We start from the raw sequence: 15,877 nt of genomic DNA on the forward strand, positions 1-15,877 counted from the left end.
AAAAGAAGCGCGAAGAATTGAAAATGCTAGACCTCCACAATGGCATTGCGTAACCGCCCCGCCACGGACACTAGGTTAACTGGCTTGATTTGCCCCGGAATGATTAATTGGGCGTGGGTGAATTTCACATCAGCCGTTGGACGTTGGCGCGGCTTCCTGACCGTTTTTCCATATACCAGATGTGTACCAGGCAGCGCTGGGTAAGTTTTGGTATTTTCTATAAACTGAAAAAAATCATCATTGTAAGTCTTGTCTAAAATTTTCAAACAACTTTGGATAATAGAAATCCCCTCTGCCTTGCTAATAGTTAATACCCTAAAATCAAAGCCATTCTCCAAGTCAATGTAAGTGCATTTGTATTTCCCCTTCTTCCACACCAAGGGAGGTGTCGCAAACTCAGCTTTTATCTCATTGGCATATTCCAAAGAATCCGCATACTTGATGGTTTCGGCTGTTCTGTTCATTACATGAAAAGTAATTTCGCCGCGAACCTGTTCCGTGCCAGAGCCGTGCTTTTCAAAGTCGTACGACTCTTTGAAATAGAGCCGTATCTGTGGCTTAAATTTGCTATCTCTTTGAAATTCCTGTACCGGAATTCCGTAAATAGGTGTTTGTATAGACTGTGCGTGTCCAGCCGTAATTTCAAACAACCACATTCTTAGTAGTACTAAAATTACCGTATCCTTGGACTGGATAAGGCAGGCAACCTTCAACGACCTTTTAGGTGTTGAAATGTCATCATCAGGCTGATTTTTATAGAATGCCCTTACCCGACGATTATGTACAAGCTCTACTGTCTCTCTTAAATGTTTCCAACTATTGAATCCTTCTGGTAAAGCCATAATTATTCATCAGCCTCCAAATCAGCCTCTGGTGTTTCTTTCCCCGCGCTTGCTGCGGCTGCGGCTGCTTCATCAGCTTTTAATTTATCCGGTTCAGGAATAGGCGCAGCCTTGTTTTCGGGCTTATCATCTTCCTTCCATACTTTCAATAATTCAGTTGTTGAATTAGTTAATTCAGTTGTTTGAGAAATAATATCTAGCGGTACTTGAGTTACCTGTTGAATTGTTGAAGCGCCTTGCTGCAATCCTTCCAGAAAATTAGTAATTCTATTTATTTTAGGTTGAGGATTCATCCAGCCATAAGCGTCATCAAGAACTTGTCCAGCCTTTCTTAATGCATTACCTATCTTGCCATTCTGTCCGGCCACTAATTCCAGTCCATTTAATATTGAGCTTGCCAATCCTTGAAAACTATTTAATATATTTGTCGATGCTTGGTATATTCGATTAGCCTTAGACCAGGCAAGTGATAAAGTTGCATAATTTTCAGTTCCCACAATACCTTTGATAATGTTCTCAATTGTGTTACCAATAATTTCCCCTACATTAACTGCTTGACCTTTATCGTCTTTAATACCAATCAATTGCAAGATATTATTGAATGCACCCAACAAGGTTTGTCCAATGTCATTTGACAACATCAAGTGATTTTGAACTGTAGCCGCAAATGTTAAAACATTTAGAACTCTATCCAATTGCAACCACTTAAAACCATCAACTAACTTCCCTCCAATACCACCAACAATCTGCGCTCCTAACTTATTATCAATCTTCGTGAGCAGTGCCAATTGTCCAGCGTTTGCCCCAGCATTTAATTTATTCAACAAGTCATTATTGTTAGCCTTATCCGCACTATTAATGTCTGCACTTTGCTTATCTAGGGATTGTTTACCACACCCACCATTAAATGATTTGCAAATAGCCTTTCCTACCTCAGTATTAATCTGAGGAAGGGTAGGGATAGAGGGTTTAATGGTATCGGCTACCTTGCCAGGAATTAGAGGAATACTAGATATCAAAGGTATCATTTTATCGAGTTTTTGATTGGCTTCGATATCCACCTTTTCTCTCTCCTTAATCTTGGTATCTAGACCATTGATTTCAGTTCCAACTTTTTTCAATTCTTGTTTTAACCCATTAATATCTAGCTTCAGTGATGCATCAACCTTTTCTAACTCACTACCTTTCAACCCTAAAGCAATTGCATTTTCTTTCTGAAATTCCTTAAACCGCTGGTCAGCCGAAAGATCAGAAAGCTTTTCAAAGTCAGCTATCTTCTTGTCGAATTCCTTGGACAGTTCAGATTGAACCAAGTCCTTTGAATTTTGCTTTTTAAACTCTTGAAAACGCTGTTCACTTGTTAGATTTGACAGCTTCTCAAAATCAGCTATCCTCTTGTCAAATTCTTTGGATAACTCCGACTTAGCTAAGTCCTTGGTTTTCAAATCTCGGATATTCAAATCTTTGTTATTCTTAGTAACAAAAGCATTGAATTTGTCATCTAATTCTTTTTGTAATGGCGATAGATCCGGTGTGTTAACTTTATTATTTGCTTTATCAATTGACGCTGCTAATTTTGCATCATTTGCAGCGAGATTGTTAATGCTTCCTGCTAAAGCTGCATCTCTAGCGGTCAATGCATCTAATTGATATTGATTTGTTTGACGTAATAAATCAACCTCACTCCGTACTTGAAAAAGGTCTGATGCTTTAGGAACTGCGTCAAATGCACGAGCTAAGGCTTTGGTTTGTTCAACTGCTGCATTTATTGATGCATCTTGCAAACCATTTTTAGTTTCTGCCTTTTGAGCAATAGCTTTTGCAGATTGTATATCTGCTTTTAAAGCAGCGATAGTGCTACTAATTGAATCGCCCAAGCCTTGCTTGAATTTCAAAGACAATTCGTTGTACTGCTTTGAGAGGGTGTCTAACAACGTTCTACCCTGCCTTGTCTCGTAAAGGGCATCATTCCCTAATTTACGGGCTTCTGATACCTTCGCCTCTAAGATATCTCTACCTGCACGAACTTCATATAAGGCATCATTTCCTAATTTACGGGACTCCGCTATTTTCCCCTCTAGAATCTGCCTACCTGCACGAACTTCATACAAGGCATCATTTGCTTGTTTTTTACTTTCTGATATTTTCCCTTCTAAAATCTCTCTACCCTTACGAGTTTCATACAAAGCATCATTTGCATCTTTTTTGATTGAGGGAATTTGCTTTTCAAGGGCATAAGCTCTATCTCTGGTCCGTTGATCGCTCAATTCAAGTTGTTTAATTTTTGACCTATTAATTGTTATCTGTGTTAATGCTTTTGATAAGTCTTTCGCAAGAGAATTGTTAAAGCTTTCCTGTGCTTTTTGAAGCATAGGACGCAGCCAATACAAATCAATCATGAGAATCCCAAAAGTGCCTAAACCGATAACGATTCCACCCAAAGCCAAGCTTGCCTTGCCAGCTTTTGCAACTGCGGTTGAACCCGGTACTTTCTCCAATACCTTATCAGAAACTTTTTTTAAGTCTTTAGTTAATTTAATGTTTTCAAGCCTTTGCTTGTTGACTAATCTGGTCGTATTTCTAACATCATTTATTGAACTACTTAAAACCTTTCTAGACGTTCTGTACCCTTTAAGTAGTTCCTGTACAGTATTAGGAATTCGCACAAACGAAGGGTCGGACGGTATACTCATTTTAATAATCCCGCTATAAAGCCCTCTACGATCAACTGCACAAAACCGATTACTTCTTCTTTGACAACAGGTATTAAATCAACAATCTTTTGCCCCGCAGTATCAAGCTTACTAATATAAGCTTCGATTTTGTCCAAGCGTTTGTATATGCCTGATAAATTTGGACTGCTATCCGGGTCATTAGGATTGGGCTTAGATTTATCGGAATCAAGTTTATTTTTTAAAGCCGCTACTTGAGCAGCTAAATTAGCTATTTCACCAGAAATCTCATTACAGCTACTCATTTATTTAATCCCTGATATTGACTTCCTGATAGCAGAAATAGCGTTAAAAATCGTCGCGCAGTCAAGACAGCAGTCACCACAGTCAAGCGTATTTTCTGGGCAACAATCTTTCACTTCTACAGAGTTGACATCTATTATGCTGTAGGTGAAAAGTTGCCCATTGTCGGTGATTTCTAAAATATTGCCCGTAACCGTGAAAGTTGCTTCTGTAATAACAAAAGAGCCGCGACTGTTGCAAAGTACATTTCTTGTATTAGGATATAGCGGTGGTTCTGGTTGTCCATTTCTGGTCAAGTGTCTCCAACCATAATCGCAATTTCCTAAAGGCAAGGTTGTACTACCCCAAACATCGGTGGGTAGTCCTGAGAAATTTTCAATGTAAATCGTAGTTTCCCCACTGCCTTTAAAACCTATCCGCCAATTTCCCTGTTGTTTGATTTCGTAAGAGTAATTTTTGGGATTGTTAATAATATGTTCACCGACTTCATCCCAAATTATTCTGCATGGGTCGCTCATCATCTATTGCCCGTAATTTTCAAATCAAGAGGGCAATGCCCGCCCTCCTAACAACAACAGATGTTGATTAATAATCGTTGGGGTCTAAAGTTGCAGCACTATCTACCTTGGAGAAGGTTATTGATATTTCATCATTTCGATACTGAATACTGTCTTCCCCCCGATTTGCAAAGCCGGGGAAGCCTTCTGCTATAACAATTGACTGGTCAATATTTGCGTCGTAGTTGGTTTGGGTTAAATAATCTTTAGCCTTGAGAGTCATACCAGCCAAAATCGCCTCACCTGATGCAGCGGACGCGGTGACTCCAATGTCAGATTTGAGTATGGTTACTGTGGTAGCGTCTTGTGATGCGCCTGCACCAAAAATTTGGATTAATGTTGGTTCAGCCATGTTAGTTAATTAATCTTCAATAGTTTCTAAACCATTAATAAATCCCTATCAATTAAATGTAAATATTCCACTTTTATGTAAAAACGGAATGTTAAAGAATTAGTCACAAACCTTGCTATATATAGAACACAGGGTATTATAGATAGTGGGTAATCAAAGAACTATTCCAGATTTACCGCCCTTCAAGGTAAAACCGGAATAGCTAAGGGTAAATATTTTTCAATGAAAAATGACCGATGTGGAAAAGCTGCAATTCTAACAGAAAGTGATTATTCCAAACTAAGACGAAATATTAAAACGATTAAGTACAAATTACTATTGGACTTGGCATGGTACACAGGTGAACGGTGGGGCGCTCTGGTGCAGTTGCGGGTAAGCGATGTGTACGACTCGAACGGTACACCCAGAGATGTGATCACTTTTCGCGCTGCCACCAGAAAAAAGCGGCCAGATGGAAGTGCTGAAACGAGGCAAGTGCCGGTTCACCCAATTCTGTTTGAAAATTTGCGGTCATTCGCTCCTGGTGCTAGTCCCTGGTTATTCCCAAACCGTGACGGTGACAAGTTCGTCACTTGGAGAAATGTGTACGCGGTATTTATGAAAGCGGTGGAAAAATCAGGTCTGACCGCCAAGGGTATCAGCACTCATTCCACCCGCCGGAGTTTTATCACCAAGCTACACAATAATGGTGTGGCCACTGCGACTATCAAAAAAATCACCGGGCATCGTGACTTCAAAGCTTTGGAAGGTTACATAGAAATTAGTGGCAATGAAATTAGAGGAGCGATCGCAACACTATGACCATCCCCAAGAAAATCCATAAGCGATTACTACAACTGGCAACTTTTCCAGAAAAGTACACTCTTCCAGAATTGGCTGAGGAATTATTCAAGCTTTCACTCAAATGTTCTGATAGGAGTAACGGAGAATTTCGATATGTGGTTTTTTATAATCCTGCGTACCTTGGAATCAAAAAAGAATAATTATGATATATTTGTACTTGCGGTGTTCCAATCGGAACTGGTAGAGTCGATTAGCGCCGCACCAGTTAAATTAGCTAGATGATGATGTACAAGCCCCCTAATAGGTATGTCCCAGCGAGTGGGAGACATACCTATTTTTTTATGCACTCTTGATTAATTGTTGGATTTGTTCTGGAAGATGTCCGAGTGCGATCGCATTTTCAACTCTCTCTTTCAAACCATCACTACCAGGAATATGAATATGTTTAATTTTCTTCTGGTAGTAGCAATACCTGTCATACCAATACTTTTTACCTGACCTCGTGACGTAATAACGCTCTACCCACTGGTTAATTGTAGACTTTTCCAGAACACTATTAACTTGTTCTGGAAGAGTTGTCACTTCATCGGACTCTGCACCTAACTCCGTAGGTGATGAGGAAGTACTTACCTTTGTAGCGCAGTCCTTGAGTAAAGAAGGCGAAGAGGAAGTACTTACCTTTGTAGCGCAGTCTTTGAGTAAAGAAGGCGAAGTAGATATTTCCAGAAGAGGTGATAATTCGCATAACAAAATTTTCTCCTTGACGATTTCACCGGCAAAATATCCCTGAGCTTTAGAAACTGATGCGAGCAGCCTGGTAATTTTGAATTTACAGTTTCTGGAAGAATGCCAGTAAGCTTTACCCTCTTCAAAATGGAAACCCTTGACTGGCTTTTCCAGAACATCATCAACAAAATCCTGGTCTGACTCTTCCAGAAATTCTTGCTCAACATCTTTAATTAGTTCCAACTCTGACCAGTGGAAAACTCCAGCCGTTCCCCGGAGTTCAGTCTGCACAGAACACCTAAGAATTTTCTTGACTGTGGTGATGGCTCCAAAATATTTAGAATCGGACTTTAAAACCGCAACTTTCTGTCCAACCTTGAATTTAAATTTAATTTCTTCGGCAATTTCTGGGAACTGCTTTTCCCATTTATCCCATGCCTGCTGGAAGTCATAAGGTGTTTCGTAGTCATCTGGGTCTGGTGGTTCACTTGATGAATCATAAAACAATGTAGCCTGACCGTTAGATTCTACTTTTCCAGAACAATCTAAAACAATTTCATCCCAAGTTGGATCTATCAACCTAGGAGTCTCTGGTAATGAGGTGTACTCATCAAGGTTAAATAAGGTGGACATGGTAATCACTTGGTATTCAGATATTATCTACCACTGCCAGGACGACGAAACGGAACTATCTCATGACGCATTAAATCAGACATCTCTCTCATGACCTCACACCAACACAGTGCTAAATCTGTAGGCATACTGTAAAGTTCAGCTTCTGTAATAAAGCGTTGGCGTATCCAATTCTTGAACAGTTCTCTCTGGTTATTCATAGTTTTGCACTTGGTAAAAGTAATCCTCAATTTTCATCACTGCACCGCCAAAGTGCTGACAGATGGCTGAGTAGTTCCTTGGCTGTTCCCAATAACGCCGTCTTAAACAGTGCCTTACCCATCCCTCTGGGTTGTTAATTTTCTCGGTTGCTCCACGCAGTTTAAACAGGAGCAGTGCAGCTTTAATTTCAAAATTGGGACGGTTTAAAACTTCTGTTTCTTCAGTGTCAAAATGAATACCCTCTTCAGACATCAGTTGTTGATTAGATAAGATATGCTGCTGCTGAACATCTTGGTCAACGGAATTAGTAGGGTTTGGGGTGGGTGTTTTGTAAGTTGAGTTAGGATTGTGTAACTTTTGTTTTTTGCGTGGTTTCAACCATTCCAGTGGTCTAACTATTAACTTGAATACTTTCCATGAGTACTGCTTAATTGTCTGTATTACGCGGTTTTCTACTAAGACGTTGAACATCTGTTTGAGGTAATTGTGGGCATAACCTTTACCTCTATGTTTCTCTACCCAGTGGTTGAACTCTGATAAGTCGGGTTCTACTTCCTCTGCCACTCCTTCCCTGATTAGCCACTGCCATAGAAGTTTTGCAGCCGGTGGGATGGAGTTCTTTAAACAAAATTGGTCGTGTTTTTCTGTCCAAGTCATATTTTTGAATGCAAGAATGTCAATTGCGATCGCGCTCCAAATCCCAAATCGCTTTTTCCCAGCACCACTGATCTGATTGATTCGGAAACGAAGCTTTTACGTGTCCGACTAGTCTGTAAGCTAAATCCTCATCTCCCTGTACCATCCTCAACAACTTGCCTCTCGTTGATGAATTAACCCGTTGCTTGCGTTTGGGACTCTTTCTAGTAGTCCGCCTGTAACGCCGCTGTGCTGATTTACCCGCGTCGATAACTAGCCAAGCGAGATACAAAGACCCTGCCAACATTGCCAGTAACAGTATTAGAATTGGATGGCTCATGATGAGTTAATAAGGTTAGTGGTATTAATTCATCATGTAGCTTTTAAGTGTTTCCCTTCAGTGATGCCAGTCATAAGCATTAAAAAACCGTCCTGACCTGTGGGCATAGGTGGACGGTTTAATCATTAAATTCAAGCTGTTTTGACAACTCTTCTAGTTCTCTCAGTTGATTCCTCAGTTCAGATAAATTATTTTCCGCATCGTTGATCTGAATTTGAGTTTTAGTGATCAACTGAGACAGGATTCCCCCAATAATTGCGTATCCGCCGGGTTTATTGGTATCTCCCGTCTGCCTATCATCTCGATTAAGTGGGAGCGACTGACACCCATCGCTGTGGCCATCGAATCCAGCCCCACTATAGCCGTGTCCGTAAGTGCTATCCCTACGTTCTTCTTGAGTTCGCCGTTTTCGCGGTGCTTCGCTTTTTTCACCAATTTCCCTCATGCTGCTTTCCTATATAAGATACCAAAATCTTCTACAGAATATCCTAATAGGATACTTGACTTTTGTCTACTATCCTATTAGGATTGTTCTTGGATAAACTTCGCTCCCACCCCACATCGGGGGAATACCACATGGAGCAAGCACCCACGCCTAGACCTCGCGTGGACAAACTGCAATCACCGGAGACATAGGCGCTGCTCACGAGTTGACAGCGCGGTGATATTTTCTCTCGTTTAATGTTCAGTCAACATAACAACAACCAACAAAAAACCATGACATTAACAGTTCAAGAGCTAACAGCGAAACTCGAACAGTTCCAAGACAGCGCAACTGTTCAAGTAGAAGATACTGACGGCATCTATTACCATGCCATCGAAGTCAAAGAAGAAAACGGTCACGCAATTTTAGTCATCAAATCTGAAGATGAATCTGATGAAGGTGACGAATAACTAATTCTTGATTCTTGATGTGTTCCTGACCTGATGACTTATTAGTGATGAGGAAATTGCCTCATCACTAATCACCAACTACCAATCACTCATGATTGAAATTCCCTTGATGGTTTAACTAATTGCGTGAGCGACCTAATTAACGAAACTAGTCCCGAATATCCGTTACTAAAGCAGTCGCGGATGTTTGGAATCATATCTAGTCCTACGGATGAAATTGCTTTTGATAATCTAAACACTTACGTAGGCGAACTCATTGACAAAATCAGGTGCAAGTACCCGTCCCTAAGACAGTGGCAAGTATACGTAATTGTGTCTGGACTTATCAATAACGTAAAGAATGGTATTGATGAACCAGAATACGAGAAGAGTCTATCTATCGCTGTTTTACTGCTAAATGAAGCACCTAATATCCAATGACTAATGACCAATGACTAATGACCAATGACTAATGATGCCTAGACGCAAATAAAATTAATTTCGTGTAATTACAACTGTCTTCTGTAAACGCCGACAGAGTGTAGCTGTCGGCATTATTTACCATCTACCTATGAACTACCGTAATACTCTTAGCCCTTGGTGTGTATTTCGCAAAGAGGCTTCACTTTTTAATGTCTGCGTTGCGAGATTTCGCAGACGTGATGATGCTTGTGCCTATGCCCGACTACTTGAAAACAACAACAATGGATTTTATGAGGTAGCTTTTGATGCTGACCAAAACTCAACTATTAGCCCTAGCTGATTACATCATCGGCTTAGAAAGAGGTGTCCGCTTTGAGCCAGATGCAGAACAAGCGCTAATCCTAGAATCAATCATACCTAAAGTCAACCGGATGAATTCATTGACAAGATTTCAAGCGCTCAAGTATGCGGCTATTGGTCTTAAAAGGGATTTAGAAATCGAGCAAGCTGTTAATAAATTACGTGGAGAACTATGACAATTAAAACTATCACTTACAAGCGTATCTTGAATTTAGGTAACTACGAAAGTAAGCACCTAGAGATGACTTACGAAATTGAGGAACATGATGACCCGTTGGTTGAAGCATCCCGTCTCATGACAACTGTTGAGTACAAACTGAGAGAAGATCAATCAGAAGCAATCAGGCAAGAAATCAACTCACTTCGTCAGGAACTGCGGGTACTAAAAGGTGAGCAGCGCGAACTGCTTAAGCAAACCGCCAAAGAATCTGATGTTGAAGATTTTTTGAACGCACGTGAAGATGTATCCGAAGGGGGGCTTTTTTGATGTCTAAAAAATCCTTGGTTCCCTATAGTGAGGATTATGTTTTGATACACAAACGCGCATTGTTTGTTAATCAATTCACCATGTCACTCATGGCTCAGTTCCTGGGTGATAAATTGAAGATGTCCGAAGCTAATTATGAGCAAATTTTAAATAGTTTTGCTCAAATCGCTATTGCCGAAGCAAGCGAACTAAGTGATGAGAAAATCTCCGAAGTAATCCTAGATAGTATTATTGCAGGCGAAAAAGCGGATTGTTCACAGGTGATCAAAACTAATTTTCAGTAAACAAACATGACTTCATCCCAATCGATAAAACCATTTGATGAACAGTATTTGCTCGTTAGTAAGCGAAATATTTTAGCATCAAATTTAGCAGTAGCCAGCCTAGCTAATTATGTATCTCTCGTTGCTGGTAAGCCAGTTGATCAAATCATTGTTGGTGTCGGCGTGGAGTCAAGAAAATTAGCTGAAAAATTCACCCAAGAAGAAGTTGACTCTCATGTTCAAACTATCTTAGACACCTATGAAGACGAATCAAGCAGCACCCCAATCAATAATACTCTTTAATTTCACATAAATCATGAACATCAAATTAATTCACACTCATTTCACAATTCCCACTGGCAATGGCGGTAGAGAAAGAATTGGTTTTACCGCTGAATTAGAACCAGGTGAAACCATTGAACAAGTCGTTACAGAGTTAAGAGAAAAAGCAGCAAAGCAAGTGGGTAAAACCTACCAAACTTATTACAGCGAAAGATACGAATTACGCAACGAAGTCATAGAACTTGAAGACAAACTGAAAAAACTTCGCGCAGAATGGGATGCAACCGCAGAGTTTTTACGTTCTCAAGGTATCAACCCCAAAGCCCCATCTATGCCTCAGTTTGAACGACTTCTCAAAGCAGCAAGTGGTGAGATGACTGTTGAAGTTGAAGTGGTTGAAGAGGAGGAGGACTGCTACCAGGATGAGGATGACGATGATGATGACTATATATAACCGCCTGATGATGGCTGCTTGACCCAGCAGCCGAAACACACCCCTCGGTGTGTCGCGGATTGGGTCCAAACCAATCTTGCAACCAGCAAAGTAACTTAAGGCTTTGAGATGGAATTAAGCTTTGGCTTTTTTATCTTCGTAAGCTTGGTTACTTTTGCTGCTTTGAGACTGAATTAGGCTGTTATGGCCTTTGGGTGATTCTTAAGCGTAATTAGTTCACACCCCCTTACAAATTATATGAGAATAGTTGGTTTAGATGTCTCTAAATCATCGGTTTCGTGCTGCTTACTTGAAAGCAAACCGAGTGATGTTAGGGAATTTTATTATGACTGCAAGTTTTACCACTTCCAGAACAATCAAGCTGGGATATCTGGGCTTTTGGCACTTAAACCAGATGTGGCTGTACTTGAACCCACCGGGGTCAATTACTCTAAATTTTGGACTCAACTTTTAGCCCGCGCCGGGGTGGAAATTAGGCTAGTTGGTCACAAAGAACTGAGACGTTACCGCGAAAACCATCTGGGACTACCCGACAAAGATGATGATGCTGATTCACTGGCCATAGCCTGTTATTACTTTGATTACTGTAGCGATCGCTCTCGATTTGTTCGAGTTTTAGACCCTGTGGTTTCCAGGATTAGGGAATTGGTGCTTAGACTAAATCATCTCAATAAGGTTCAATCACCAATCATCAACCGCGCCAGACAAGATTTAGCTTGGCAGTTTCCAGAGGTCGCCTTAGTAACATCTAAGCGCGGTGTTTCTGGAAAAGTTCCGTTACTCTGGGGTTGGTTAGCTGGTGAGCGTGAGTCAAAAAAATATGATCTGCGCTACTCAAAGACAGCCGGCTTGGGATTGAACGACTCAGTAAAATTTCACGCGCAGCGCATTTGTAGCTTGCAGCGCGAGGAACAATTGATAGAGGACGAGTTGGCTGTGTTGCTGAAGGATGCTAGATTTGAAAAATATATACAAGCATTTCAAGAGTTCAATTTTGGCGATCGCTTACAGGCTGTTATTATCTCCCAGATTTTCCCACTGGAAAACTTTTTAGGGGAAGACGGTAGACCAGTGGTGAAAATCCGCAAGGGCAGAATTTCTGGAAAACCTACCAAACGTTATCTAAGCTTGAGGAAATTTCAAAAAGCTTTAGGCTATGCCCCCACCCAAGAGTCATCTGGTGATATCTCTAAAAATAAAGTATCCGGTGGTAGCTCCATTTGCAGAAAAGCGATCTGGCAGTGGGTGTTTGGCGCGATAGAACCCGCCCGCCGCCGCAGCAATCCAGTAACTCAAGACCTGGGGCGGTGGCTTGATCAGGAAAAAGCCTCTGGCAGGCCAGTTGCATTAGCAAGAAGCAGGGTAGCGGTAAAAGCTGTTAAGCTTTTGTTTAAAAAATTAGTCAGTTTCTTAGACTGAAGATAGGTCTAAAATTCATAATCAAAAATAGATGTTTCAGCTTTGGGGTGTCTTAGTTATTTTAATTGCTTGTCCCCTCGTAGGGGCAATGCCCATAATTGCCTGGATTACCTATGTACTCAAGGGTAAGCGATTGGCACAAATCGGTACAGGTAATATTAGTGTCTCCGCAGCTTTCTATCACGGTGGCAAACTAGTGGGTATTCTGGCAGTGATGTCAGAAGCTTTGAAAGGAATAGCAGCGGTATTAATTGCTCGTGCTTTCTTTCCCAGCGGCTCGTTTTGGGAATTGATAGCTTTAATTGCTTTAGTGATAGGTAGATATTCTTTAGGAAAAGGTGCAGGAACAACAAACGTTGCTTGGGGATTTTTGATGCATGATCCCCTGGTAGCAGGATTTGTCAGTTTAGTAGCAGTCATTGGCTTTATAATTCTGCGTTCTAGACAGACAATCAAATATGGGGTATTGGTGCTATTTCCCCTATTGGTGGCACTCATGCACGCTGAAGATTTCCCCAGAATCGTGGCAGCGTTTGGATTAGCAGGGTTACTCGGCTGGATTTATAAACAAATTCCCGATGACATGGACTTATCAGTCGAAGAAGCCGAAACCCAAGCCCAAGCGATGATGGAATATTTAAGCGGTAGTGAACAAGGGATTGTCACTCTAGATGATGAATTGGATGCAGCCATATTTGGAGCCAAGGCAGCCACATTATCTCAAATTAAACGCTGGGGTTATCCAGTGCCAAAAGGATGGATTTTATCCCCCTTTGATGATCCTGCCCTATTGATTGATTTTCTGCAACCATCGGCATTGTCACCCTTCGTAGTGCGTTCCTCAGCCATTGGGGAAGACTCAGCACAAGCCTCAGCCGCTGGACAATACGAAACAATATTGAATGTTACCAGCCAACAAGGTTTACTGGAAGCGATCGCACAAGTCCAAGCTTCTTATCATCATCCCAGCGCTGTCCAATATCGGCGTGATCTCGGTGCCAAAGATGCCGCAATGGCGGTACTCATTCAACCCCAAGTCCAGAGTGTATTCTCCGGTGTGGCTTTCAGCCGTGATCCCATGGCCCAACAAGGTGATGCTGTCGTCATTGAAGCCCTCTCTGGTAGCCCTGTGCAAGTCGTTTCTGGAAAAATTACCCCAGAACAATATCGGGTGTTTATCGTCGGTGAAGAAAAATTATCTTGTCTCCAATTTGAGGGTGAAGGGAAAATTCCCCCAGCATTAATTAAGCAAGTAGCATACTTAGCCCGCCGATTAGAAAACCGTTATTATGGCATTCCCCAAGATGTCGAATGGAGTTACGATGGGCAAACTATCTGGGTATTGCAATCACGCCCGATTACGACTCTCTTACCGATTTGGACCAGGAAAATCGCCGCCGAAGTGATTCCCGGAGTGATTCACCCCTTAACTTGGTCGATTAATTTACCCTTAACCTGTGGAATGTGGGGAGAACTTTTTACTTTAGTACTGGGCGATAGCGTGCGTGAGTTGGATTTTACCAACATGGCAACGTTGCACTATTCTAGAGCCTACTTTAATGCTACTTTTTTAGGAGAGATTTTCCTAGAAATGGGTTTACCGCCAGAAAGTCTGGATTTTTTAACCAGAGGCGCAAAAATGAGTAAACCTCCCCTTGCTTCTACTTGGGAAAACTTGCCAGGATTAACAAAGTTATTCCAACGGGAAATCAGTTTAGAAAAAGAATTTAAGCGGGATTATCGGCGACGCTTCATTCCTGGGTTGACAAAGTTGGCGAATGAACTAATTGAGGAATTAACGCCATCTCAGTTGTTAGTCAGAGTGGACTTAATTCTAGATTTACTCAACCAAGGTACTTATTACAGCATTTTATCCCCTTTGAGTGCTGCCATCCGTCAAGCAATTTCCGGGGTGAAAGAGGAGCAAATTGATCATAGTATTACTCCAGAAGTCGCATCATTGCGATCGCTCCACATCTTAGCCGCAGATGCCAAAGAAATTCTCCCGGAGTTTGAGCCGGAGAGCGTTTTTGAACAGTTGGCGCAAACCCCAGAAGGGGAAAAGATTTTGTACGACTTTGAAGAACTCCTAGAAGACTATGGTTATTTAAGCGAAGTCGGGACTGATATTTCCGTTCCCACCTGGCGAGAACAGCCGCAGTTAGTCAAACAATTGTTTGTCCAGTTGATGCAGGGAAATGAACTCCCAAATCAAGATGAGTCTAGAAAGCGCCCTGAAGGTTTTGTGCAAAGACGCGTGGATCTCAAAGGACGAGTCACAGAAGTTTATTCTCGCTTGTTAGCCGAACTGCGCTGGACTTTTTTGGCTTTAGAAAAGATTTGGCTGCAAACCGGTTTATTGCCACAAACAGGAGATATCTTCTTTTTGAAATTGGGGGAAATACGGCGTTTAGCAGCAAATGCCGATGTAGTGCTGAGGAATCAGTTACCGGAATTATTGCAAAATCGGCGATCGCAATTTCTGGAACATAGCCAGATTATCGAAATCCCTCCTCTAGTTTATGGCAACAATCCTCCCCACCCCATCGCCTCTCCTATTGATACTTCTGACAACATCCTACTCGGCATTCCCGCCAGTCAAGGACAAGCCGAAGGACGAGTAAAGGTGTTGCGAAATTTACAAGAAGTCGGTGAAATTAACAAGGGTACAATTCTCGTCGTCCCCTACACAGACTCTGGCTGGGCCCCTTTCTTAGTCAGGGCTGGAGGAGTAATTGCTGAAGCCGGCGGTAAACTTTCTCATGGTGCAATCGTCGCCCGTGAATACGGTATACCCGCAGTCATGGATGTACGCGGTGCTACATATTTACTCCAAGACGGTCAACAAGTCAAGATTGATGGATCTAAAGGTATTGTGGAACTACAGGAATTTTTAGCGTAAAAACTTGTGTTGGGTGGCGCTCTGGCTGAACCCAACCTCCAATTTTCTTACGTCTGTATTTTGGCTTGAGCGGACAAATTTGTTCTATTGGAGTTTACAAGCATCTTTCCAGAGAAAGATGAAGTGAGTTTACAGACCTATCAATGGGTGGATAGAATTCAACTAGCAGAACCATCTATAATTCCTGAGCTAGAGAAGAACTACTTTAAAAGATAATGGAAGATCCTCAATATTACCAACTCCGTAACTATGCCTTAAACTTCTTGTTTAACCGCTTTGCCTATGATGATGTCGGTTAGTTAAGTGTTGAGATCCCTGACTTTTCTAAAAATTCGCGGATCTCAACACTTGAACACGCCTAATGCCATT

Annotated in this window: 20 protein-coding genes and 1 pseudogene; 11 read left to right on the top strand and 10 right to left on the bottom strand. The window is 41.5% G+C overall.

Features of this window, described 5'->3' with window-relative positions; translation table 11 throughout:
- Nucleotides 1–26: 26 nt before the first annotated feature.
- From H6G59_RS17815 to H6G59_RS17835, 5 genes are all read right to left on the bottom strand, one after another.
- Nucleotides 27–842, bottom strand: a complete 816-nt coding sequence (locus tag H6G59_RS17815; protein WP_242038909.1) for a hypothetical protein — start codon at nt 840–842, stop codon at nt 27–29.
- Between the two features lie 2 nt (nt 843–844).
- Nucleotides 845–3,508 carry a hypothetical protein gene (locus H6G59_RS17820; protein WP_190716721.1) on the bottom strand — a complete coding sequence of 888 codons (2,664 nt, stop codon included), beginning with the start codon at nt 3,506–3,508 and terminating at the stop codon, nt 845–847.
- A 23-nt stretch (nt 3,509–3,531) separates the two neighbouring features.
- The gene (locus tag H6G59_RS17825; RefSeq protein ID WP_190716723.1) at nt 3,532–3,819 is read right to left on the bottom strand and encodes a hypothetical protein; all 288 of its coding nucleotides are present in this window, start codon (nt 3,817–3,819) and stop codon (nt 3,532–3,534) included.
- Nucleotides 3,820–4,338: a hypothetical protein gene (locus tag H6G59_RS17830; RefSeq protein WP_190716725.1), complete on the bottom strand. Its 519-nt coding sequence runs from the start codon at nt 4,336–4,338 to the stop codon at nt 3,820–3,822.
- Between the two features lie 64 nt (nt 4,339–4,402).
- On the bottom strand, nt 4,403–4,726 hold the full coding sequence (locus H6G59_RS17835) for a hypothetical protein (protein ID WP_190716727.1): 324 nt from the start codon (nt 4,724–4,726) through the stop codon (nt 4,403–4,405).
- 222 nt (nt 4,727–4,948) lie between these two features.
- Here H6G59_RS17835 and H6G59_RS17840 point away from each other — a divergent pair, with 222 nt between their 5' ends.
- Nucleotides 4,949–5,527 carry a tyrosine-type recombinase/integrase gene (locus H6G59_RS17840; RefSeq protein ID WP_190716730.1) on the top strand — a complete coding sequence of 193 codons (579 nt, stop codon included), beginning with the start codon at nt 4,949–4,951 and terminating at the stop codon, nt 5,525–5,527.
- A gap of 321 nt (nt 5,528–5,848) precedes the next feature.
- On the opposite strand, the gene H6G59_RS17845 is transcribed toward H6G59_RS17840, so the two are convergent.
- The 5 genes from H6G59_RS17845 to H6G59_RS17865 all read right to left on the bottom strand — a co-directional run bounded on the left by H6G59_RS17845 (nt 5,849) and on the right by H6G59_RS17865 (nt 8,490).
- Nucleotides 5,849–6,868, bottom strand: coding sequence for a hypothetical protein (locus H6G59_RS17845; RefSeq protein ID WP_190716732.1), 1,020 nt, complete (start codon nt 6,866–6,868; stop codon nt 5,849–5,851).
- A gap of 23 nt (nt 6,869–6,891) precedes the next feature.
- Nucleotides 6,892–7,068: a hypothetical protein gene (locus H6G59_RS17850; RefSeq protein WP_190716734.1), complete on the bottom strand. Its 177-nt coding sequence runs from the start codon at nt 7,066–7,068 to the stop codon at nt 6,892–6,894.
- On the bottom strand, nt 7,061–7,726 hold the full coding sequence (locus H6G59_RS17855; protein ID WP_190716736.1) for a hypothetical protein: 666 nt from the start codon (nt 7,724–7,726) through the stop codon (nt 7,061–7,063). Before H6G59_RS17855 ends, H6G59_RS17850 begins: the two co-directional genes overlap by 8 nt.
- A gap of 19 nt (nt 7,727–7,745) precedes the next feature.
- Nucleotides 7,746–8,045, bottom strand: a complete 300-nt coding sequence (locus tag H6G59_RS17860; protein ID WP_190716877.1) for a hypothetical protein — start codon at nt 8,043–8,045, stop codon at nt 7,746–7,748.
- Between the two features lie 118 nt (nt 8,046–8,163).
- Nucleotides 8,164–8,490 (bottom strand): hypothetical protein, encoded by a 327-nt coding sequence (locus tag H6G59_RS17865; protein WP_190716738.1) that lies wholly within the window; start codon nt 8,488–8,490, stop codon nt 8,164–8,166.
- Between the two features lie 272 nt (nt 8,491–8,762).
- Here H6G59_RS17865 and H6G59_RS17870 point away from each other — a divergent pair, with 272 nt between their 5' ends.
- From H6G59_RS17870 to H6G59_RS27390, 10 genes and pseudogenes are all read left to right on the top strand, one after another.
- A complete protein-coding gene (locus H6G59_RS17870) occupies nt 8,763–8,939 on the top strand; it encodes a hypothetical protein (RefSeq protein ID WP_190716740.1) in 177 nt (58 codons plus the stop codon).
- A 550-nt stretch (nt 8,940–9,489) separates the two neighbouring features.
- Nucleotides 9,490–9,681 (top strand): hypothetical protein, encoded by a 192-nt coding sequence (locus tag H6G59_RS17875; protein ID WP_190716742.1) that lies wholly within the window; start codon nt 9,490–9,492, stop codon nt 9,679–9,681.
- Nucleotides 9,647–9,877 carry a hypothetical protein gene (locus H6G59_RS17880; RefSeq protein ID WP_190716743.1) on the top strand — a complete coding sequence of 77 codons (231 nt, stop codon included), beginning with the start codon at nt 9,647–9,649 and terminating at the stop codon, nt 9,875–9,877. Before H6G59_RS17875 ends, H6G59_RS17880 begins: the two co-directional genes overlap by 35 nt.
- Complete coding sequence (locus H6G59_RS17885) at nt 9,874–10,188, top strand: hypothetical protein (protein WP_190716746.1); 315 nt, start codon at nt 9,874–9,876, stop codon at nt 10,186–10,188. Before H6G59_RS17880 ends, H6G59_RS17885 begins: the two co-directional genes overlap by 4 nt.
- Nucleotides 10,188–10,472, top strand: coding sequence for a hypothetical protein (locus H6G59_RS17890; RefSeq protein WP_190716747.1), 285 nt, complete (start codon nt 10,188–10,190; stop codon nt 10,470–10,472). Before H6G59_RS17885 ends, H6G59_RS17890 begins: the two co-directional genes overlap by 1 nt.
- A gap of 6 nt (nt 10,473–10,478) precedes the next feature.
- Entirely contained in the window at nt 10,479–10,754 is a 276-nt protein-coding gene (locus H6G59_RS17895) for a hypothetical protein (RefSeq protein WP_190716750.1), read from the top strand.
- Between the two features lie 13 nt (nt 10,755–10,767).
- The gene (locus tag H6G59_RS17900; protein WP_190716751.1) at nt 10,768–11,187 is read left to right on the top strand and encodes a hypothetical protein; all 420 of its coding nucleotides are present in this window, start codon (nt 10,768–10,770) and stop codon (nt 11,185–11,187) included.
- 237 nt (nt 11,188–11,424) lie between these two features.
- A complete protein-coding gene (locus H6G59_RS17905; protein WP_190716753.1) occupies nt 11,425–12,606 on the top strand; it encodes an IS110 family transposase in 1,182 nt (393 codons plus the stop codon).
- 31 nt (nt 12,607–12,637) lie between these two features.
- Nucleotides 12,638–15,508 carry a glycerol-3-phosphate acyltransferase gene (locus H6G59_RS17910; RefSeq protein ID WP_190716756.1) on the top strand — a complete coding sequence of 957 codons (2,871 nt, stop codon included), beginning with the start codon at nt 12,638–12,640 and terminating at the stop codon, nt 15,506–15,508.
- A gap of 209 nt (nt 15,509–15,717) precedes the next feature.
- Nucleotides 15,718–15,807: pseudogene (locus tag H6G59_RS27390) on the top strand (bacitracin ABC transporter ATP-binding protein); the annotation flags it as partial.
- Between the last annotated feature and the right edge of the window lie 70 nt (nt 15,808–15,877).

The organism is Anabaena lutea FACHB-196, from assembly GCF_014698305.1.
Lineage (GTDB): Bacteria > Cyanobacteriota > Cyanobacteriia > Cyanobacteriales > Nostocaceae > Anabaena > Anabaena lutea.